Source organism: Azospirillum sp. INR13, assembly GCF_015390205.1.
GTDB lineage: Bacteria > Pseudomonadota > Alphaproteobacteria > Azospirillales > Azospirillaceae > Azospirillum.
Genome location: NZ_VUOI01000007.1, coordinates 113264 through 132385, shown reverse-complemented (window position 1 = coordinate 132385; position 19122 = coordinate 113264). Strand labels below are relative to the sequence as shown.

17 protein-coding genes and 1 pseudogene are annotated in these 19122 nt (G+C 67.7%); 8 read left to right on the top strand and 10 right to left on the bottom strand.

Annotated features, from left to right (window positions below; genetic code table 11):
* Positions 1-25 precede the first annotated feature (25 nt).
* Positions 26-712: an outer membrane lipoprotein carrier protein LolA gene (locus tag F1643_RS08335; RefSeq protein WP_194912542.1), complete on the bottom strand. Its 687-nt coding sequence runs from the start codon at positions 710-712 to the stop codon at positions 26-28.
* 486 nt (positions 713-1198) lie between these two features.
* Positions 1199-2482 carry a UbiH/UbiF/VisC/COQ6 family ubiquinone biosynthesis hydroxylase gene (locus F1643_RS08330; protein ID WP_194912541.1) on the bottom strand — a complete coding sequence of 428 codons (1284 nt, stop codon included), beginning with the start codon at positions 2480-2482 and terminating at the stop codon, positions 1199-1201.
* A 397-nt stretch (positions 2483-2879) separates the two neighbouring features.
* Here F1643_RS08330 and glnK point away from each other — a divergent pair, with 397 nt between their 5' ends.
* A complete protein-coding gene (gene glnK / locus F1643_RS08325; RefSeq protein WP_014189833.1) occupies positions 2880-3218 on the top strand; it encodes a P-II family nitrogen regulator in 339 nt (112 codons plus the stop codon).
* 76 nt (positions 3219-3294) lie between these two features.
* Here the strand turns inward: glnK and F1643_RS08320 are convergent, their stop codons facing one another.
* The gene (locus F1643_RS08320; protein WP_194912540.1) at positions 3295-3858 is read right to left on the bottom strand and encodes a DUF2239 family protein; all 564 of its coding nucleotides are present in this window, start codon (positions 3856-3858) and stop codon (positions 3295-3297) included.
* A 116-nt stretch (positions 3859-3974) separates the two neighbouring features.
* Between F1643_RS08320 and F1643_RS08315 the strand changes: the two genes are divergently transcribed.
* The 5 genes and pseudogenes from F1643_RS08315 to F1643_RS22630 all read left to right on the top strand — a co-directional run bounded on the left by F1643_RS08315 (position 3975) and on the right by F1643_RS22630 (position 8903).
* On the top strand, positions 3975-4331 hold the full coding sequence (locus F1643_RS08315) for a DUF4258 domain-containing protein (RefSeq protein WP_194912539.1): 357 nt from the start codon (positions 3975-3977) through the stop codon (positions 4329-4331).
* Positions 4331-4618: a hypothetical protein gene (locus F1643_RS08310; protein WP_194912537.1), complete on the top strand. Its 288-nt coding sequence runs from the start codon at positions 4331-4333 to the stop codon at positions 4616-4618. Before F1643_RS08315 ends, F1643_RS08310 begins: the two co-directional genes overlap by 1 nt.
* 344 nt (positions 4619-4962) lie before the next feature.
* Positions 4963-6219 (top strand): aminotransferase class I/II-fold pyridoxal phosphate-dependent enzyme, encoded by a 1257-nt coding sequence (locus F1643_RS08305; protein WP_194912535.1) that lies wholly within the window; start codon positions 4963-4965, stop codon positions 6217-6219.
* A 253-nt stretch (positions 6220-6472) separates the two neighbouring features.
* Positions 6473-6898 (top strand): annotated as a pseudogene (locus F1643_RS22635) (DNA translocase FtsK 4TM domain-containing protein); the annotation flags it as partial.
* Positions 6899-7400: 502 nt separating this feature from the next.
* Positions 7401-8903 carry a DNA translocase FtsK gene (locus F1643_RS22630; RefSeq protein WP_255542539.1) on the top strand — a complete coding sequence of 501 codons (1503 nt, stop codon included), beginning with the start codon at positions 7401-7403 and terminating at the stop codon, positions 8901-8903.
* 302 nt (positions 8904-9205) lie between these two features.
* On the opposite strand, the gene znuB is transcribed toward F1643_RS22630, so the two are convergent.
* Positions 9206-9991 (bottom strand): zinc ABC transporter permease subunit ZnuB, encoded by a 786-nt coding sequence (znuB, locus tag F1643_RS08290; protein WP_194912532.1) that lies wholly within the window; start codon positions 9989-9991, stop codon positions 9206-9208.
* Positions 9984-10784, bottom strand: coding sequence for a zinc ABC transporter ATP-binding protein ZnuC (gene znuC / locus F1643_RS08285; RefSeq protein WP_206692403.1), 801 nt, complete (start codon positions 10782-10784; stop codon positions 9984-9986). The genes znuB and znuC overlap by 8 nt, the downstream gene beginning before the upstream one ends.
* An 89-nt stretch (positions 10785-10873) precedes the next feature.
* On the opposite strand from znuC, the gene znuA reads away from it, so the two are divergent.
* Positions 10874-11842 (top strand): zinc ABC transporter substrate-binding protein ZnuA, encoded by a 969-nt coding sequence (gene znuA, locus F1643_RS08280; protein WP_194912529.1) that lies wholly within the window; start codon positions 10874-10876, stop codon positions 11840-11842.
* 75 nt (positions 11843-11917) lie between these two features.
* Positions 11918-12715 carry a 4-hydroxy-tetrahydrodipicolinate reductase gene (gene dapB, locus F1643_RS08275; protein ID WP_194912528.1) on the top strand — a complete coding sequence of 266 codons (798 nt, stop codon included), beginning with the start codon at positions 11918-11920 and terminating at the stop codon, positions 12713-12715.
* A gap of 30 nt (positions 12716-12745) precedes the next feature.
* On the opposite strand, the gene F1643_RS08270 is transcribed toward dapB, so the two are convergent.
* The 5 genes from F1643_RS08270 to F1643_RS08250 form a co-directional block, all read right to left on the bottom strand.
* Positions 12746-14308: a response regulator gene (locus F1643_RS08270; RefSeq protein WP_194912526.1), complete on the bottom strand. Its 1563-nt coding sequence runs from the start codon at positions 14306-14308 to the stop codon at positions 12746-12748.
* Positions 14309-14472: 164 nt separating this feature from the next.
* Positions 14473-15099, bottom strand: coding sequence for a LysE family translocator (locus F1643_RS08265; RefSeq protein WP_194912525.1), 627 nt, complete (start codon positions 15097-15099; stop codon positions 14473-14475).
* A gap of 197 nt (positions 15100-15296) precedes the next feature.
* Entirely contained in the window at positions 15297-15764 is a 468-nt protein-coding gene (locus F1643_RS08260; protein ID WP_194912523.1) for a hypothetical protein, read from the bottom strand.
* A gap of 447 nt (positions 15765-16211) precedes the next feature.
* Complete coding sequence (locus F1643_RS08255; RefSeq protein ID WP_194912520.1) at positions 16212-17978, bottom strand: glycosyl hydrolase family 17 protein; 1767 nt, start codon at positions 17976-17978, stop codon at positions 16212-16214.
* A 361-nt stretch (positions 17979-18339) separates the two neighbouring features.
* Entirely contained in the window at positions 18340-19113 is a 774-nt protein-coding gene (locus tag F1643_RS08250; RefSeq protein ID WP_014189844.1) for a ferredoxin--NADP reductase, read from the bottom strand.
* Positions 19114-19122 lie beyond the last annotated feature (9 nt).

The following is a 19122-nucleotide window of genomic DNA, read 5'->3' as shown; positions in this document are numbered from 1 at the left end:
CCCGGTATTGAGGATGCAGGACCGCTCAGTTGCCGCGGCCGAAGTCCGATCCGCGCGCCGGCTCCTTGAAATAGAACATCTCGCGGTCGAAGGTGACGTCGGTGCGCGGGTTCAGCAGGGCGACCTCGGTGGTCATGCCCTGGGCGTCCAGCACCCGCCACTTGCGCAGCTGGAAGGGACGGTCCTCGAACACCAGGGTCAGGGTGCCCTTGCCGGGGTCCTTGGTCTCCAACAGGCTGACCTCGATCACGCCGGGGGCCTGGAACACCTCGGTGACGGTCACGTCGCCCGACAGGCGGATGTTCTTGCGCAGGATGAAGTCGGCCAGCGTCGACCCGATGGGAGCGCTCGACTGCTGGCGCATCTCGCCGTCCCAATAGAAGACGAAGCTGCCGTCGGCGACGATGAAGTCCTTCAGCGGCCGGTCATACTCCAGCCGCATCCGCCCGGGCCGCCACAGATAGAAAGTCCCGGTCGCCTGCCGCCCGTTCGGCGCCACCTGCAGGAACTTCGACTGCAGGGTGGTGATGCCGTTCAGATACTCCTCCACCTTAGCGACGACGGCTTGGTCCTGCGCCGACAGCGACACGGGCGCGGCCGGCGCGGCGACGGCGGACGGGGCGAGCACGACCGGCAGCGGAGCCAGGAGGGCGGCGCACAGCAGGGCGCCAGGAAACAGAGAGCGGGAGAGGCGGCGAAGCACGGTCTTCATCCTTGGTCGTAAGTGCCCGCATTGCTTGGCCGGGCAGTGTGGCGGACATAAGGCGCCTGCGCTCGGCTGCCAAGGAGCACCAAAGGCGGGACCACGGAAATCAGGTGAGGCGGGCCGCGAGATTTCAGGGGCTTCTCCCGGCCGTCATCCCCGCGGAGGCGCTATGGGAGCACAGATCTTGGAGCGACATTAAGCATCTGGAACCAAAGGAGCTTTGCGTCATCCCCGCGAAGGCGCATAGGCGCTAACTTTGAGGACTTTGCCCGTTTCCCAAGGAGTAGGCACTTCTTTCAGCGTCATCCCCGCGAAGGCGGGGATCCAGGCTTGCCCATTGGTTCTGCTTGGAAAACCCTGGATCCCCGCTTTCGCGGGGATGACGGTCGATAAGGGATGGGCTTGGCTTCGACAGCAATTCGACCGGTAAGTCAGCGCCTATGCGCCTTCGCGGGAATGACGGCCAAAACAAGCTCATGATGGGCTCCGATGTCAAAGTGGCTGGCCCCGGATCATCCGGGGCAGGTCGCCGACCACTCCCATGGCGTGCTTCATGAAGAAGCGCTTGACCGGCGGCAGGCGGTTGATCGCCGCCATGCCCAGGTTGCGCGCCAGCTTCAGCGGCGGAATGCTGTTGGAGAACAGGTGGACCAGCCCGTCGCACACCGCCGCCAGCAGCACGGTGTCGAAGCGGCGCCAGCGCTGGAAGCGGGCCAGCACCTCCGGCCCGCCGACGTCGAGGCCGAGACGATAGGCGTCGACCACGACCTCGGCCAATGCCGCGACATCGCGCATGCCCAGGTTCAGCCCCTGCCCGGCGATCGGGTGGATGGCGTGCGCCGCCTCCCCCACCAGCGCCAGCCGGTCGGCGACGAAGCGGTCGGCCAGCAGCACCGACAGCGGCCACGCCTCGCGCTTGGTCAGCAGCGTGATCTCGCCCAGATAGCCGCCGGAGCGCCGCTGCAGCTCGTCGATGAACTGGTCGTCGGGGAGGTTGAGATAGGTGTCGACCAGCGACGTCTTCTCGCTCCACACGATGGAACAGCGGTTGTCGGTCATCGGCAGGACGGCGAAGGGGCCGTTGGGCAGGAAATGCTCGACCGCGACGCCCTTGTTCGGCTCGGTGTGGCGGATGGTGCAGATGATGGCGCTCTGATCGTAGGACCAGCGCCGCACCCTGATCCCGGCGCTGTCGCGCGCCAGCGACCGCCGCCCGTCGGCGCCGACCAGCAGCCGGCCGCGCACCGTGCGCCCGTCGGCAAGCCGCACCGACACGCCGGACCGCGTGAGCTCCACCGCGGTCGCCTGGGCCGGCGCCAGATGCACCAGCCCCGGCAGTTCGGCCGCACGGGTGAACAGGGCGCGGCGGATGTCCTTGTTGTCCAGGATCCAGCCGAAGGGCTGGTGCCTGCCCTCCATCGCCAGTTCGGTGTGGTCGTAATGGATGAACAGGGGCGAAAACTGGTCGGCGATGCGGATGTCCAGCATCGGGCCGGCCTGATCGGCCATGTGGCGCCACACGCCCGCCGACTCCAGCACCATCTTCGAGGCGTAGGAGATGGCGGTGGTGCGGATGTCGAAGCCCTGGCCGCCCATGCGTTCCGGGCTGTCCCGGTCGATGCAGACCACCGGCACGCCGGCGCTGGCCAGCGCCGCCGCCATGGTCAGTCCGGCCAGACCGCCGCCCAGCACCACGACCTCGGTGGTGATGTCGCCGCCGACGCCTCCCTGGGGGGGGACGGTCGCGTTGCCCGATTCGGTGCCCGGTACGGCCATGATGCTCGCTGCCCTCTCGCCTTCTTGCGCCTGCGCTGCGGTGGACCCGCCGGACGTAAGCCTTGCCGGTGCCGCGCGCGGTGAAACAATTGTCGCACGGGGGCGTCCTGTCCAGTCTCCTGTCCCCGGCCGGCGGCCGCCATGCACCGGACAGATTGCCGCTGAGCAATTTTTAGGCATATGCCGCCCTTTTGAGCGCTCAATCAACAGGCATATTCCCATCGTTGCAGCGCATTTCAACCGGCACGATTCTTGTAATCGTTGCTTTTTGCGGTCGACGCGAACAGGCTTGGGCCATCGGCGGGAGGACGGAAGGGCTGTCGGGCCGGACCGGAACCGCAACAAGGCGGCCACAGCCTTTATCCGCGACCGGAACAACGCTTTAAGGGGAAGCCACATGAAACTGGTTATGGCCATCATCAAGCCGTTCAAGCTCGACGAAGTGCGCGAGGCGCTGACGTCGCTCGGGATTCAGGGCCTGACCGTCAGCGAGGTCAAGGGCTTCGGCCGCCAGAAGGGCCAGACGGAAATTTACCGCGGCGCCGAATATTCCGTGAGCTTCCTGCCCAAGGTGAAGGTCGAGGTCGCGGTGTCCGACGACCAGTACGAGCAGGTGGTCGAGGCGATCCAGAAGGCCGCCAACACTGGCCGCATCGGCGACGGCAAGATCTTCGTGCTGGAGATCGCCCAGGCCGTGCGCATCCGCACCGGCGAGACCAACTCCGAAGCGCTGTAAGGCTGCCGGCCCCCAGGCTGTCGGCCCCAAAGCTGCCGGCAATGACGGGCGCGCGTCTGCGCGCCTGTCCGCTTTCTCAGCCGGCGAACGCATCCGCCGCCAGCGCACGCGCATAGTCGCGCAGGTCGGCCGGCCAGTCCGCCGTCAGCGCGTCGAACCGCGCGCAGTCCGCGGCATAGAGCGCCCGAACCGCCTCCTCATAGCCCGGCCGGTCGCCGGCCAGTTCCAACATGACGCGATAGGCGGCCTCCTGCGCATGGCGCACGCGGTCCTTCGCCTCGTTGCCCTTGCGCGCCTCGTCCACCAGCTTGCGCAGCGCCACCGACGCCCCGCCCGGCTGGGCGTTCAGCCAGTCCCAATGACGCGGCAGCAGCGTCACCTCCCGCGCCACCACCCCCAGCTTCGGCCGGCCCGGCCCCCGCGGCGGCGGCGCGAGACGCCACGCGACCTCCGCATCGCTTCCCCGCAGATCGAGGTCGACCGGCTTTCCGGTGGCGTCGTCGAACACCAGCACCGGCGGTCCATCGGGCTCGGCGTCCAGTGCCGCCCGCAACGCCCGCGCAACGCTCAGCGCATCTCCGGCGGCAAGGCGGCGCTCGCCACGAAAGGCGGTGCAGAGAGTCTCGGCGGTGACGGACATGGGCGGAACTCCGGTTGTGCGGAATGGATTTTATCCGGGTGAAATGCCGAGGTCAATATTATCCGGGCTAAATATCCCTGTTTGACCAGCTTGCAATGTATGATTATGATACATATATGGTTGATCCGAAGATTTTTCAGCGCCCTGTCGACCTCGGCCGCGACTTGTTGCGGACTGACGAGGCCGAGCGGGTCATCCGGCAACGCGCGGCGGACACCAAGAACGTCGAATTCCGGCTTCATGCCTTCGACAGGATGGAAGAGCGCGAAGAGCAGGAAGCGCTCAATACTGAAGACGCGCTCGACATCCTCAGGACGGGGTTCGTCCTCGCGGCACCGGAAAAGGCCCGGAATGGCTGGAAATGCAAGGTCGTCAAGAACATCCTGGGCAACCGGGATGCGGGTGTCGTGACCATCATTCTGACAGACAGTGGGGCGCTTCGCATTCTCACGGTCGAATGGGAGGACTGGTGATGCATCACTACACGATGTGCGGTCTCGACAATGTGTATCTGGAGAACGGATACGTCCAGAAAGACACCGAAGACGGGCCGGTCGTCTCGATCGAGGATCTCGACGGCCTTCACCGCGCCATCGCAAACGACATTGCCGACAAGAAAGGGCGGCTGACCGGACGCGAGCTTCGCTTCCTCCGGTCGGTGCTGCGCCTGTCGCAGCAAAAAACTCGCCGAGCACACCGGCTACCAACGCGGAACGGTCACACGGTGGGAGAACGGCGACCCGATCCCGCTGGCGGTTGAGGCGCTGGTGCGCGCCCTCTGGGTCGGGAAATCCAGAGGATGCCCGGTCACCACAGAACTGCTGGACGAGTGGGAGCGTGAGGATACCGAAGCGGTGCGCTTGTCCTATCGCGACACCGGAACCGGGTGGCTTCGCGCGGCCTAATTCACGGTCTCACCCGGAAGTACACGCCTCCCACTTCCCCCCTGTGACCGTTCGGCCACCTGCCGCGCCCAGCCGCAATCAAGGGCTTTGCACGCTTGTGCCCCCCGTGCCCCGCCGATAGGATCGGTCGCTCGCAAGGCGTGGCCGTCTCCCCTAGCCGGGGTGCGGCACCAGGGATGGGAAGAGGGTTGCGGTCGTCATGGTCTCTGCCGATTTCAGCGTCAACAGCGGTGCCGTCTTCACCGAGGCGATCGGCAACGATCGGCTCGACCTGCTGACCGATTATCCCTTCACCCGGCTGTCCAACCTGCTGGCGCCGATCACCCCGCGCGCCAACGTCGCCCCCATCCTGCTGACGGTGGGCGAGCCGCAGCACACCCCGCCCGCCATCATCGAAGAGACCCTGCGCGCCAACGGCGCCGGCTGGAACAAGTATCCGCCGGTCGGCGGCACGCCGGAGTTCCGCGCCGCGGCCGGCGACTGGCTGACCCGCCGCTACGACCTGCCGGCCGGGCTGCTGCATGCCGACAGTTCCATCCTGCCGCTGTCCGGCACGCGCGAGGCCCTGTTCATGCTGGCCCTGCTGGCGGTGCCGACGCGCAAGGCCGGGCGCCAGCCCGCGGTTCTGATGCCCAACCCCTTCTATGCGCCCTATGAGGGGGCCGCGGTGATGGCGGGGGCGGAGCCGGTGTTCCTGTCGGCCACCCGCGAGACCGGCTTCCTGCCCGATCTCGATGCCCTGACACCGGACCTGCTGGAGCGCACGGCGCTCTTCTATCTCTGCACCCCCGCCAACCCGCAGGGCGCCGCCGCCACGCCGGCCTATCTCGCCAAGGCCATCGGGCTGGCGCGGCAATACGGCTTCGTGCTGGCGGTCGACGAATGCTATGCCGAGATCTGGCTTGACGCCCCGCCGGTCGGCGCGCTCCAGGTCGCAACCGCCCTGCCGCACGAGGATGGGAATCCCTGGGCCAACCTGCTGGTCTTCCATTCGCTGTCCAAGCGGTCGAGTGCCGCCGGCCTGCGGTCCGGCTTCGTCGCCGGCGACCCGGCGCTGATCGGCCGCTTCTCCCGCCTGCGCAGCTACGGCTGTGCCGGCATGCCTCTGCCGATCCTGGCCGCCAGCACCGCGCTGTGGCGCGACGAGGCGCATGTGGAGGAGAACCGCGCCGCCTACCGCGCCAAGTTCGCGGCGGCGGAGGCGGAACTGGGCGGGCGCTACGGCTATTACCGGCCGGCCGGCGGCTTCTTCCTGTGGCTGGAGGTCGGCAACGGCGAGGAGGCGGCCAAGCGGCTGTGGGCGGAGGGCGCCGTCCGCGTGCTGCCCGGCGCCTACCTGTCGCGCAGCAACCCCGGCGAGCCGAACCCCGGCGACGCCTTCATCCGCGTCGCCCTGGTGCAGGACGCCGAAACCGTCGCCCAGGCCTGCGCCGCCATCGTCCGCATTCTCGGCTGACCGGTTCCGGCCCGTCCCGGCTCCGACCAGCCAGTCTCTTCGGTTTCTACAGCACGAGGTTTCCGCCCCATGGCCCGACCCGCCGGCCCCACCTCCGCGCGCCCCCCGGCCCAGCCTGGGACGGACCGCCCCCAGCCCGCGCAAGGGGTCGCCCCGCGATAGCGCCAAGGATCTGGGAGCCAAGGATCCGGGGAAGGACCGCCTGCGCGCCGGCCGCAGCCGGCAGGAAAAGCCGCCCTTCTTCTCCCCGGCCATGCGCGCCTTCGTCGTCGCCCGCGCGCGGGAGGCGATGGGCTTCGTGCTGGGGCTGTTCGGCCTGCTGCTGATGGTGCTGCTGGGCAGCTACGATCCGCGCGACGCCTCGCTGAACTCGGTTCCCGCCACGGCGGGGGACACCCACAACCTGTTCGGCCCCCCCGGTGCCTATGTCGCCGACCTGCTGATCCAGTCGCTGGGCTGGGCCGCCTTCGTCATCGCGCTGGTGCCGATGTTCTGGGGCTGGCGGCTCGGTGCCCAGCGCAAGCTGGGGAATCCGCTGTTCCGCACCGTTCTGGCACTGTGGGGGGTGATCCTGGTGTCGATGGCGCTGGCCGGCCTGACCGACCCCTCCAGCGATCCGCTCGCCCCGCTGCCCGGCGGCAGCTTCGGCCAGATCCTGCTGCGCGGCGTCGGCAACCTGTTCGGGGCCGAGCCGATGGTGGCGACCGTCGCCGCGGTCGGCGGTGGGCTGGTGCTGTTCCTGGCGGCCGGTCTGACGATCGGCGAATGGATCGCCAGCTTCCGCGCGCTCGGCCGCGGTACCGTGAACGGCGTCCATCTGATCCGCCACGGTGCCGGTAGCGGCGTCGACGCGCTGCGCCGCCATGGCCGCAACGCGGCGCAGGCCGCTGTGCAGACCGCCTCCATCGCCGTCGACGACGCGCTGCGCGGCGACGGGTCTCCCAGGCGCAAAGGTCCCAGCTTCGACGATGCCGTGCGCGTCGATCCGCTTCCCCCCGCCGGGCTGGACGCCGGCCCGGTGCCGCTGTCGGCCACGCCGTCCGCCGCCGACAAGCCGCTGCGCCCGGTCCCCATCGTCACTCCGCCCAAATCCGCCGCGTCGGAACGCGAAGCCGCCAAGGCCGACCCGCGCCAGACCCCGCCTGCCCCTGGGCGAGGAGGACGGTCCGCCGGGTTACGAGTTGCCGCCGCTCGACCTGCTGCAGGTGCCGCCCACCGGCATCCGCGGCGAACAGCTGGACGAGGCGGCGCTGCAACGCAATGCCGGCCAGTTGGAAGGCGTGCTGGGAGATTTCGGCGTGCGCGGCGAGATCCAGAAGGTCCATCCCGGCCCGGTCGTCACCCTGTACGAACTGGAACCGGCCCCCGGCACCAAATCCTCCCGCGTCATCGGCCTTGCCGACGACATTGCCCGCTCGATGAGCGCGGTGTCGGTCCGCGTCGCCGTGGTGCCGGGCCGCAACGTCATCGGCGTCGAGCTGCCCAACGCCAGGCGCGAGACCGTGCTGCTGCGCGAGCTGATGGCGGCGGAAGGCTTCGACAAGCATGGCGGCAAGCTGGCGCTGGCGCTCGGCAAGGACATCGGCGGCCAGCCGGTGGTCGCCGACCTCGCCCGCTTCCCCCACCTTCTGGTCGCCGGCACCACCGGCTCGGGCAAGTCGGTGGCGATCAACACCATGATCCTGTCGCTGCTCTACCGGCTGCCGCCGGAGCGCTGCCGCTTCATCATGATCGACCCCAAGATGCTGGAACTGTCGGTCTACGAGGGCATCCCCCACCTGCTGACGCCGGTCGTCACCGACCCCAAGAAGGCGGTGGTCGCGCTGAAATGGACGGTGCGGGAGATGGAGGACCGCTACCGCAACATGTCCAAGCTGGGCGTCCGCAACATCGAGGGCTACAACGCCCGCCTGCGCGAGGCGCGCGAGGGCGGCGAGTCGCTGACCCGCCGCGTCCAGACCGGCTTCGACCCCGACACCGGCAAGCCGCTGTTCGAGGAACAGCCGCTCGACCTCACCGAACTGCCCTACATCGTGGTCATCGTCGACGAGATGGCCGACCTGATGCTGGTCGCCGGCAAGGACATCGAGGCGGCGATCCAGCGGCTGGCCCAGATGGCGCGCGCCGCCGGCATCCACCTGATCATGGCGACGCAACGCCCGTCGGTGGACGTCATCACCGGCACCATCAAGGCCAACTTCCCGACCCGCATCAGCTTCCAGGTCACCAGCAAGATCGACAGCCGCACCATCCTCGGCGAACAGGGCGCCGAACAGCTGCTGGGCCAGGGCGACATGCTCTATATGGCCGGCGGCGGCCGCATCACCCGCGTCCACGGCCCCTTCGTTTCCGACCACGAGGTCGAGCAGATCGTCAGGTTCCTCAAGGCGCAGGGCGAACCGAACTATGTCGACGCCATCCTGGAGGACGAGGAGGGCGAGGAGTCCTTCGACGACGGCAGCCTGCCCGGCACCGGCGGCGGATCGGGCGACGATCTCTACGACAAGGCGGTGGCGGTGGTCTGCCGCGAGCGCAAGGCCTCGACCAGCTTCATCCAGCGCCAGCTGCGCATCGGCTACAACTCCGCCGCCCGCCTGATCGAGCGGATGGAGACCGAAGGGGTGGTCGGCAAGCCGAACCACTCCGGAAAACGCGAAGTCCTGGCGCGCAACATCGACGAATGAGTGTTTTCGGGCACCCCGTTGACAGCGGGCGGGTGCAACACCAATATCGGGGGTAGGCGGATCGAGGAATCCTACTCCCCGATCCGCCCGCCCGATCTTAGTGCATCAGAAGGTCAAGCAGCCGCTTGACGATCTCCAGCACCAGGATCAGGAGAGTGAGGAAGCGTTCCATCCTCAAGCCCTCCGTTCGTGCGGCGGCGATGGCGGCCCTTCCGCCATCGCGTCCGCCTGCGGACTATGGCGCAGGCGGACACGTCCGCAAACGGGAAATACACGCAACCGTGTTCTTTTCCTGATTGCAATCAGCGCCGCAAGGGCACCAGCGATCCCAGCAGGAACAGCGCGGCGGCGGCCACCACCACGCTCGGGCCGCCCGGCAGATCCCAGTTCAGCGACGCCAGCAGCCCGGCGATCACCGCCACCACCCCCAGCACCGAGGCCAGCGCCGCCATCCCTTCCGGCGTGCGGGCGAAGCGGCGGGCGGCGGCGGCCGGGATGATCAGCAGCGAGGTGATCAGCAGGATGCCGACGATCTTCATGGCGATGGCGATCACCAGCGCGATCAGCAGCATGAAGGCCAGCCGCAGGGCGTCGACCGGCATGCCCTCCACCCGCGCCAGATCCTCGTCCACCGTCACCGCCAGCAGCCGGCGCCACAGCAGCGCCAGCCCCGTCAGCGCCACCGCGCCGCCGCCATAGATCGCCATCAGGTCGCCATCGGTCACCGACAGGATGTCGCCGAACAGATAGGCCATCAGATCGACGCGCAGCGTCTCCAGAAAGGCCAGGGCCACCAGCCCGAGCGACAGCGAGCCATGCGACAGGATGCCGAGCAGCGTGTCCGCCGCCAGCGTCCGCCGCCGCTGCAGCGCCACCAGGGCAAGCGCCAGCGCCACGCAGACCGCCATCACGCCGACCATCGGGTTGACGCCCAGCAGAAAGCCCAGCGTCACGCCCAGCAAGGCCGAGTGGGCCAGCGTGTCGCCGAAATAGGCCATGCGCCGCCACACCACGAAGGATCCCAGCGGCCCGGCCAGCAGGGCGATGCCGCCGCCGGCGATCAACGCGCGGATCAGGAAATCATCCATGGCAGCAGCCCCCGTCATGGTCGGGCACGACCTTGCCGTCCTCGGCATGGGCGTGGTCGTGGTGATGGACATAGACGGCGAGGTCGCCGGCATGGCCGCCGAACAGCGCATGATATTCCGGATGCCGGCTGACATCCTCCGGCCGGCCGGAACAGCAGACATGGCCGTTCAGGCACACCACCCGGTCGGTGCGCGCCATCACCGTGTGCAGGTCGTGGCTGACCAGCAGCACGCCGCAGCCGCGCCGCTGCCGCACCTGGGCGATGCGGTGGAACAGCTCCGCCTGCCCATGGACGTCCACCGCCTGATCCGGCTCGTCCAGAACCAGCAGGTCGGGGTCGCCCAGCAGGGCGCGGGCCAGCAGCACCCGCTGCATCTCGCCGCCGGAAATGGTTTGCACCGCCGAGTCGGCCAGCCTCGCCACCCCGGCCTCCTCCAGCGCCGCCTCCACCCGGTCGGCGGTCACCGGCCGCCACAGCGCCAGGAAACGCCGCACGGTCAGCGGCAGCGTCTGATCCACCGACAGCTTCTGCGGCATGTAGCCGATGCGCAGGTTCGGGCGCCGCAGCACCCGTCCGCCATCGGGCGCCACCAGTCCCAGCACGGCGCGCACCAGTGTCGTCTTGCCGGCACCATTCGGGCCGATCAGCGTCACCACCTCCCCCGGCTGGACGGCGACGTTGACGCGGTCCAGCACGGTGCGGCGGCCGAAACGGACGGTCAGATCCTCGGTCCAGGCGAGCGGGCCGGCGAAGAGCGCGGAGGTATCCCGGTTTGGGTGAGGTATTGACATGTTACGTTATAACGTGACACCAAAGTGAACGTGGCTTCCCTATGCGCTGAAACCAGCAGCCTGTCCAGCAAGTCGAGAGGATCCCTCCCATGCGCCGATTCGCGCTGTCCGCCACCCTGACCACAGCCCTTGCCGCAGCCGCCGCGTTGCCGGCCCATGCCGAGGTGCCGAAGGTGGTGGTGTCGATCAAACCGATCCACTCCCTGGTCGCGTCGGTCATGCATGGGGTGGGCGAACCGGCTCTGCTGGTGCGCGGCGGCGCATCGCCGCACAGCTACACGATGAAGCCGTCGGACGCGAAGGCGCTGTCGGCCGCCGATCTGGTGGTCTGGGTCGGGCCGGAACTGGAGAGCTTCTTGGAAAAGCCGCTGAAGGCCAATGCGCCCAAGGCGACGCTGCTGACGCTGATGGACCTGAAGGGCCTGACCCTGCTGGAAACCCGCGAGGGCGGCGCCTGGGAGGCACATGATCATGGTCGGAAGGGGGGCCATGATCATAAAGGTCACGATCATAAAGGCCACGACCATGCCGAAGAGCATGAGGAACTGAACAGCCACATCTGGCTCGATCCCGCCAACGCCCGCGCCATCGTCAAGGCGGCGGCGGAGGCGCTTGCCGCCAAGGATCCGGCCGATGCGGAGGCCTACCGGACCAACGCCGACCGCACGCTGCAGCAGCTCGACGCCCTGGACGCGGAGTTGAAGGCCGCGCTGGCGCCGGTAAAGGACAAGCCCTTCGTCGTCTTCCACGACGCCTACCAGTATTTCGAGGCGCGCTACGACCTGTCGGCGGTCGGTTCCATCACCGTCAGCCCGGACCGCCGCCCGTCCGCCAAGCGGCTGTCGGCGATCCGCGCCAAGATCGGCGGGCTGGGTGCGGCCTGCGTCTTCGCCGAACCACAGTTCGAACCGGCGCTGGTCCAGACGGTGGTGGAGGGCACCAAGGCCAGGACCGGCGTGCTCGACCCCGAGGGCACCGAGTTGCCGGAAGGCGAGGCGCTCTACCCCACCCTGCTGCGCAACCTCGCCGCATCGCTGCGCGGCTGCCTTGGCGCTTAAGCCCCGGCCGGGCCTGTGCTAAACCGCTGAAGGCGGGGAAGCCCGGCCGGAAGAGCTGAACAGGGGATTGGCGTCATGAAGATCGGTGTCGTCGGGTGCGCGGGGCGCATGGGGCAGATGCTGGTGCGCGAGATCGCGGCGACCGCGGGCTGCACGCTGGCCGGCGGGACCGAGCGGGTGGGCGGCCCGGCGCTGGGCAAGGATCTGGGCGTGCTGGCCGGGCTGGACCCGCTGGGCGTGACCGCCATCGACGATGCGGTCGCCCTGTTCGCCGAGGCCGACGCGGTGATCGACTTCACCAGCCCGGAGTCGACGGAGCGTCACGCCGCCCTGGCCGCCCAGTCGGAAACCGTGCTGGTCGTCGGCACCACCGGCCTGAACCCGGCGCAGCAGGCGGCCATCGCCACCGCGGCCACCCACACCGCCATCATCCAGTCGCCGAACATGTCGCTGGGCGTCAACCTGCTGCTGGCGCTGGTGGAGCAGGTCGCCCACACGCTGGACGACGACTTCGACATCGACATCCTGGAGATGCACCACCGCCGCAAGGTGGACGCGCCGTCCGGCACCGCGCTGGGCCTCGGCCATGCCGCGGCGGCCGGGCGCGGGGTCAGGCTGGAGGATGTCTGGCAGAAGGTCCGCGACGGCCACACCGGCGCCCGTCCGCGGGGCGAGATCGGCTTCGCCACCCTGCGCGGCGGCGACGTCATCGGCGACCACACCGTGATCTTCGCCAGCGAGGGCGAGCGGATCGAATTGACCCACAAGGCCTCCGGCCGCCAGATCTACGCCAAGGGCGCCGTCCGCGCCGCCCTGTGGGCGCAGGACAAGACGCCGGGCCTCTACAGCATGCGGGACGTGCTGGGCCTCTGACCCTCCTCCCTTTGTGAAGGGGCGGCGGTCCTACACCCCCGCCCCTTCCCGCGTCAGCACGGCCAGGAAAGCGTCGACGACGCGCGGGTCGAAATGGCGGCCCGATTCGGCACGCAGCAGGTCCAGCACCTCGGCGATGTCCCACGCCTTCTTGTAGGGGCGGCGGTGCAGCAGCGCATCGAAGACGTCGGCGACGGCGACGATGCGGCCGGCCAGCGGAATGGCGTCGCCCACCAACCCACGCGGATAGCCGCTGCCGTCGAACTTCTCGTGATGGCTCTCGGCGATCTCCGCCCCCATCGACAGGTAGCCGCGCCGGTCGCCGCCGCAGGCGTCGCGCAGGATGCTGCCGCCGATGGACGCGTGGTCGCGCATGACCGCCATCTCCGCCTCGTCCAGCCGGCCGGGCTTGCGCAGGATGGCGTCGGGGATGCCGACCTTGCCCACGTCGTGCAGCACGCTGGCCAGCCCGATGGTGTCGCAGAACCAGTCGTCCAACTCGTCCGGAAAGTCGCCGCGGGCGTGCAGTTCGCGCGCGATCGCCGTCGCCCAGCGGCCGAGCCGCTTCACATGGTCGCCGGTGACCTCGTCCTTGTACTCCGCCAGCTTGCCGAGCGCATGGACGGTGGCGACCTGCGCCTCGTTCAGCCGCTCGTAGAGCCGCAGATTGTCCAGCCCGACCGCCGCCTTGGTGCAGAGCAGTTCCAGCAGCGGCCGGTCGCCCTCCGCAAACGGACCGCCGAGCAGGCAGAGCGCCAGCGGCGCCGAATCGCGGCCGCGCAGGACGGCCACGCCGTGCTGCGTGCCCCATCGCGCCTGCCCGTCGTACAATGCGGCGGCGATGTCCTCGGCGGCCTCCGTCGGCGGATCGGCCGGCAGCCCGGCTTCGGCGAGGATGGCGACGCCTCCGTCCTCCCCGGCTCCGCACAGCAGGGCGGTGGCGGCGTTGGTCAGCAGGGCCGACGCCCGCCCCACCAGACCTGCCAGGAATTGGGAGCGCGACCGCAGTCCGGCCAGATGGACGGCGGCCTCCATCACCCGCTCCAACCCCTGCCGGCCGCGTTCGATGGTGGCGATGTGCTGGTAGGAGCGCAGGGCCGCGACGGTCGCGGTGTAGAGCTTCTGCGCCGTCAGTTCGCTCTTGGCCTTGTAGTCGTTGATGTCGTAGGCGGCGATCACCTGCCGCTCCGGCGCCTGCCCCGGCTGGCCGGTGCGCAGGATGATGCGGATCTGCCGGTTGCCCATCTCCTCGCGGATGTGGCGGACCAGCTTCAGCCCGGCATCGTCGGTCTCCATCACCACGTCCAGCAGGATGGCGGCGATCCCCGGATTCTCGGCCAGCAGCGACCGCGCCTGCCTTGCGGTATAGGCGGACAGGAAGCGGACCGGCCGCTCCTCGAACGTCATTTCGCCCAGCACGACGCGGGTGATGGCGTGGACCTCGTGGTCGTCGTCGACGATCAGGATCTGCCAGGGCGGATTTTGCCGGCCACCGGCCGCATCGACGGTCTCGGCGGCGAACTCCAACACATCCCCGGCGGGCTCCCGCCGGGCCTCTTCCGCCATTTCGCCCCTGTTGCAGCCATCGGCCATCACCGCCCCCGCGGATCGATTCGCTTCCGCCGGCTCCATGAACGTTACCGACGCGTGCATCACCCATTTCGTCGGCAATTTTCAGAGAAGCTATCTTGCTTTGTCAACAAATCGCCGGGTGCGTGCGTGCGTCGTGCGTCGCCTACCCTTGGGACGCGAGCGCGTCAGGCGGTTCGCTTCCAGGCGACGGTCAGCAGCCCGGCTCCCATCAGCAGCGACCCGCCGGTCCGGTTGACCGCGCGCTGCACCGACGGCGTCCGCACCGCGCGCCGCGCCGCCGAAGCCAGCAGGGCGTAAGCGGCGGCGTTCAGCGTCGCCAGCACCAGGAAGGTCGCCTCCATCACCACCATCTGTTCGGCCAGCGGCCGGGCGGGGTCGAGGAACTGCGGCAGGAAGGCGACGAAGAAGACGATGCTCTTGGGGTTCAGCGCGGTGACGGCATAGGTGTGCAGCATCATGCGCCAGGGCCGGACCGCCGACTCGTCGGCCACCGTCTCGGCCTCCCGGACCGGCGCCCGCCACAGCTTGATCCCGAGATAGACCAGATAGGCCGCACCGGCCCATTTCAGCAGGGTGAACAGCGCCGCCGAGGTCGACAGCAGCACCCCCAGCCCCAGCATCGAGGCGGTCATCGCGGTGAAATCGCCGAGCGCCACCCCCGCCACCGTCGCCATGGCCGACTTCCGTCCATGGCCCAGCGCATAGGACACGACGATCAGCACCGTCGGCCCCGGGATCATCAGCATGACGGCGGAGGCGGCGGCGAAGGCAAGCCAAAGGTCGGGGGACATCAATCACCTTCGCAATGTCATGAACGTTGGATCGGATCGCGTAAAATCGGACCCGATTTGAAGCGTGAATCCGATCGTCAAACAAAGGGTTACAGCTTCGTGCGTTTCATATTAGACGCACGAAGCTGTAAATCATGGAAGAATTTTGCAACGGAACGCTCTACCCTTCATTCGCAAAGCATACTGCAACCGCCACATCAGATTCCGGCAGGTCGCTCGTCAACACTGTTTTCCATGACCTTTTCAGAAAGATCCGACATCCGACTCTTGTTTATATCCTCAACAAGCCACTTCTTCATCAGGTATATTGCGCGTCTCCGGGACTCCATATGGACTGGCGCCTCGATAAAGAGGTAAGGAATTTCTTCGTCCTCGTCTTCACCATCTCCGAAAACGCTTACCCAGCACTTGAACCAAACGGAATCGTCCGACGGAAGGCATTGCTGAATTACAATGCCTTTATTATTCTGTCCTGAATATATGCTGAAAATGGGGGTTCCCTCATGCAGCGGATCGCTTGCCCAAGGTTGCCAGTCCACCCTCTTGGTCCCTAGCGCCTCTTCAAAGGCTTCCAACCAAAATTTACGCGACAAGGAATATTGACGCTCATCGTCACGAAAGCGGCTGAACGGATAAAGCGGGTCTGACTGAGCTTGCACACTCATGGCACGAAAGCCTTTCCTGCACGAACCTCGACATCCACACGGCGTCCCTTCGTGTCGTTCGGCACCGCAAAGGAACGGATGATGGTAGCGTTCACTCCCCCCGCAGTAACCGCACGATCAATATAGTCCCGGACCGCTTGAAAGGCGACTCCCCGATAAGCCTGCTCTGAGGGACTAAGCTTGTTGTGCAGAGCATTGAGTTTGGCGTGCCCGTCCACCCCCGTTAAGGGCAGCGACTGAGCCCATTTTTCCGATTCTTGGACATGGGCACCCTGAGCCTGGAGCCGTCCCCGATGCGGAGGCTTAGAGGTATTATGATTGCTCATCTGCACCTTCTGCGCGCACGTTAGCTGAAAAAACGCTTTTTTTTTACCACACCATGACGCCGTTTCCACAAATTGATGAGCATTCCATTTGATTGGTAAAGGCAAAACTGTTGACCGATCACTACTTTTTCGCGCTCCACACCCCGGCCAGGAAGGGCAGCGCCAGCAGGACCTGCAGGCCGGCCCAGCCCAGCGCCTCCCAGTTGGGCAAGGTCCAATCGACCTCGTGCAGTGCCTCCATGAAGGGAAGCTGGCCGTAGATCAGCGATTCGAGCGGGACGAAGCCCTCCGCCACCACGGTCAGCAGCGCGCCCAACAGCAGCCCGAAGCCCAGCAGCGACTCCACCGGCATGCGGCGGACGGCGCCGCACAGCCCGCGTGGCTCCCCATCGTCCACCGGGACCGCCGGGCGGAACAGGCTGGCGATGCCAAGCACGTTGCGCGTTTCCGTCCCCACCGGCCGGCGGGCGGCGCGGATCAGCCCCAGCGCCGGCAGCGCCACCGCCGGGATCAGCAGGTAGGGGTTGGGAAAATCGCGATACCGGCCGTCGTAGATGATGAGCAGCGACCAGACCAGCGCCGCGGCGCCCAGCGCCACCGCGCTCCACCGCCCCACCCGCTCGGTGCGGGTCAGGGCGGGGCGGGCGTGGCGCAGGCCGACCAGCGGCTCGCGCGCCAAACCGCCGCTCGCCAGCGCGCGGTGGGCGGTCAGCAGCACCGCCAGCACAAGCGCGGCGGTCAGCGCCAGCATGCCCACGGCCAGCGTGGTGTCCTGCCAGTAATGCTTGCCGTGCGCCGCCACGAAGCCGGCGCGGACATAGAGGGTCGACAACGCCTGCGCCAGCAGGATCAGCACCACCCAGCCGGTGCCCGGCAGATGGCGGCGGAGCCCGGCCAGCCCGCCCACCAGAACCAGCGCGATCCCGCTGGACGCCGCGAACAGCCAGGGCCAGGCGACATTGCCGACGACCGGCCCGGCCAGCGAGAATTTCGGCGTGCGGTCGGCGTTGTAGAGCCCCCAATGGCCGCCGACGGTTCCCTCCAGCTTCGCCTTCCATTCCTGGTCGAAGGCCTCGATCACGTTGTAGTCGAAGCCCTCCTGCTCGGCCATGCGGACGAAGGCGTTGACGAATTTCGCCTTGTTGACCAGCCCCGGCACGGCGGCCCCGCGCGAGCGGCCTTGCGTCGGCCAGCCGGTCTCGCCGACCAGGATCGGCTTGCCCGGAAAACGCTGGGCGATGGTGCGGTAGCTGTGGCGGATGCGCTCGGTGGCGCCCTCGACGCCGGCCGGCACGTCCTCCCAGTAGGGCAGCAGATGGATCGTCAGGTAATCGACATGATCCGCGATCTGCGGGTATTTCAGCCACCATTCCCAGACATCGGCGTAGGACACCGGCTGCTTCACCGCCGCCTTGACCCGGTCGATGTAGCCGGTCACCTGTTCCGGCGTCAGTTCGCGCCGCAGCAGCACCTCGTTGCCGACGATGACGCGGGTGATGACGTCGGGATAGCGGTTGGCGAGGTCGATCAGCGAGGCGATCTCCGCCTCGTTCTTCTCGGCCTTGGAGGACAGCCACGCCCCCATGGTGACCTGGATGCCGTGCCTGCGCGCCATCTCCGGCACCACCTGGAGCCCTTCCAGCGAGGTGTAGGTGCGGATGCCCGCCACCTGCGGCGCCAATGCCGCGAGGTCCTCCTCGATCTGTGCATCGGTCGGGAAGACCTGGGTCAGCGGGCTCTGGCCGTCGCGGAAGGGGGCGAAGGACACGCTGCGCAGCTTGCCCCCCGGCGGCGGATCGAGCGGCACCGGGCGGTTCGGCAGGGACCAGACGGCGAGATTCGCGAGGCCGGCGACGAGGATCGCGGCGAGGATGAGGATCAGGCGCATGGGCGGGATGTCTACACCAAAGGCTTGACGGTTTGAACGGTGACCGTCGCACCAACAGGCCGGAGGGTGATTTTATTCACGGATGCGGACAGAAAATGGGCGCGCCCCCCAAAAGGAGGCGCGCCCAGTCGGTCAAGGATTGAGTGACGTGCCTTCGTCACAGAACGGTAAACGTGCGGGAGGGAGAGATTATTCCGCCGGGAGGGTGTGACTTTGTGGGGACGTCAGACCCCCACCTATCCTCCCCCGCTGGGCGGGGGAGGGACTGCCGCCACTCTCCCGCACAAGCACTTATCCCCTCCCCCGCCCAGCGAGGGAGGGTTAGGGTGGGGGTCGAACGCGGCCAAAAAAACACCAAATCTCACCGCTCCACGAACGCCTTCTCGATCACGAACCCGCCCGGCTCGCCGTTGGTGCCCATGACGAAGCCGCGCTTTTCCATCATCGCGGTGGTCTCGGCCAGCATCGCCGGGCTGCCGCAGATCATCACGCGGTCCTTCTCGGCGTCCAGTTCCGGCAGGCCCAGGTCGCTGTACAGCTTGCCGGTCTCCATCAGCGTGGTCAGGCGGCCCTGGTTGCGGAAGGGCTCGCGCGTCACGGTGGGGTAATACAGCAGCTTTTCCTTCACCTGCTCGCCGAAGAACTCGTTCTCCGGCAGGCTGTGGTGGATCAGGTCGTCATAGGCCAGCTCCGCCACGGTGCGGGTGCCGTGGGTCAGGATCACCCGGTCGAACTTCTCGTACATCTCCGGGTCCTTGATGATGCTGAGGAACGGCGCCAGGCCGGTGCCGGTGCTCAGCAGATACAGGTTCCGCCCGGGAAGCAGGTTGTCGGTGATCAGCGTGCCGGTCGCCTTGCGGTTCACCAGCAGCGTGTCGCCTTCCTTCAGGTGCTGGAGCCGCGAGGTCAGCGGGCCGTCCTGCACCTTGATGCTGAAGAACTCCAGCGTCTCCTCGTAATGCGCGCTGACCAGGCTGTAGGCGCGCAGCAGGGGCCGGCCGTCGACCTCCAGCCCGATCATGGTGAACTGCCCCGGCAGGAAGCGGAAGGACGGATCGCGCGTGGTGGTGAAGCTGAACAGCGTGTCGGTCCAGTGGTGAACGGTCAGCACGCGCTCTTTGATCAAGTTGCTCATGGGGGCGTT

What these genes read in the sequence shown, in the direction of transcription:
- F1643_RS08320 (WP_194912540.1), bottom strand. Translation starts at nt 3,858, where the DNA reads ATGTCCGTCACCGCCGAGACTCTCTGCACCGCCTTTCGTGGCGAGCGC.
- znuB (WP_194912532.1), bottom strand. Translation starts at nt 9,991, where the DNA reads ATGGATGATTTCCTGATCCGCGCGTTGATCGCCGGCGGCGGCATCGCC.
- F1643_RS08315 (WP_194912539.1), top strand. Translation starts at nt 3,975, where the DNA reads ATGGTTGATCCGAAGATTTTTCAGCGCCCTGTCGACCTCGGCCGCGAC.
- F1643_RS08250 (WP_014189844.1), bottom strand. Translation starts at nt 19,113, where the DNA reads ATGAGCAACTTGATCAAAGAGCGCGTGCTGACCGTTCACCACTGGACC.
- F1643_RS08330 (WP_194912541.1), bottom strand. Translation starts at nt 2,482, where the DNA reads ATGGCCGTACCGGGCACCGAATCGGGCAACGCGACCGTCCCCCCCCAG.
- F1643_RS08265 (WP_194912525.1), bottom strand. Translation starts at nt 15,099, where the DNA reads ATGTCCCCCGACCTTTGGCTTGCCTTCGCCGCCGCCTCCGCCGTCATG.
- glnK (WP_014189833.1), top strand. Translation starts at nt 2,880, where the DNA reads ATGAAACTGGTTATGGCCATCATCAAGCCGTTCAAGCTCGACGAAGTG.
- F1643_RS08310 (WP_194912537.1), top strand. Translation starts at nt 4,331, where the DNA reads ATGCATCACTACACGATGTGCGGTCTCGACAATGTGTATCTGGAGAAC.
- F1643_RS08260 (WP_194912523.1), bottom strand. Translation starts at nt 15,764, where the DNA reads ATGAGTGTGCAAGCTCAGTCAGACCCGCTTTATCCGTTCAGCCGCTTT.
- F1643_RS08335 (WP_194912542.1), bottom strand. Translation starts at nt 712, where the DNA reads ATGAAGACCGTGCTTCGCCGCCTCTCCCGCTCTCTGTTTCCTGGCGCC.
- F1643_RS08255 (WP_194912520.1), bottom strand. Translation starts at nt 17,978, where the DNA reads ATGCGCCTGATCCTCATCCTCGCCGCGATCCTCGTCGCCGGCCTCGCG.
- F1643_RS08305 (WP_194912535.1), top strand. Translation starts at nt 4,963, where the DNA reads ATGGTCTCTGCCGATTTCAGCGTCAACAGCGGTGCCGTCTTCACCGAG.
- F1643_RS08270 (WP_194912526.1), bottom strand. Translation starts at nt 14,308, where the DNA reads ATGGCCGATGGCTGCAACAGGGGCGAAATGGCGGAAGAGGCCCGGCGG.
- znuA (WP_194912529.1), top strand. Translation starts at nt 10,874, where the DNA reads ATGCGCCGATTCGCGCTGTCCGCCACCCTGACCACAGCCCTTGCCGCA.
- znuC (WP_206692403.1), bottom strand. Translation starts at nt 10,784, where the DNA reads ATGTCAATACCTCACCCAAACCGGGATACCTCCGCGCTCTTCGCCGGC.
- dapB (WP_194912528.1), top strand. Translation starts at nt 11,918, where the DNA reads ATGAAGATCGGTGTCGTCGGGTGCGCGGGGCGCATGGGGCAGATGCTG.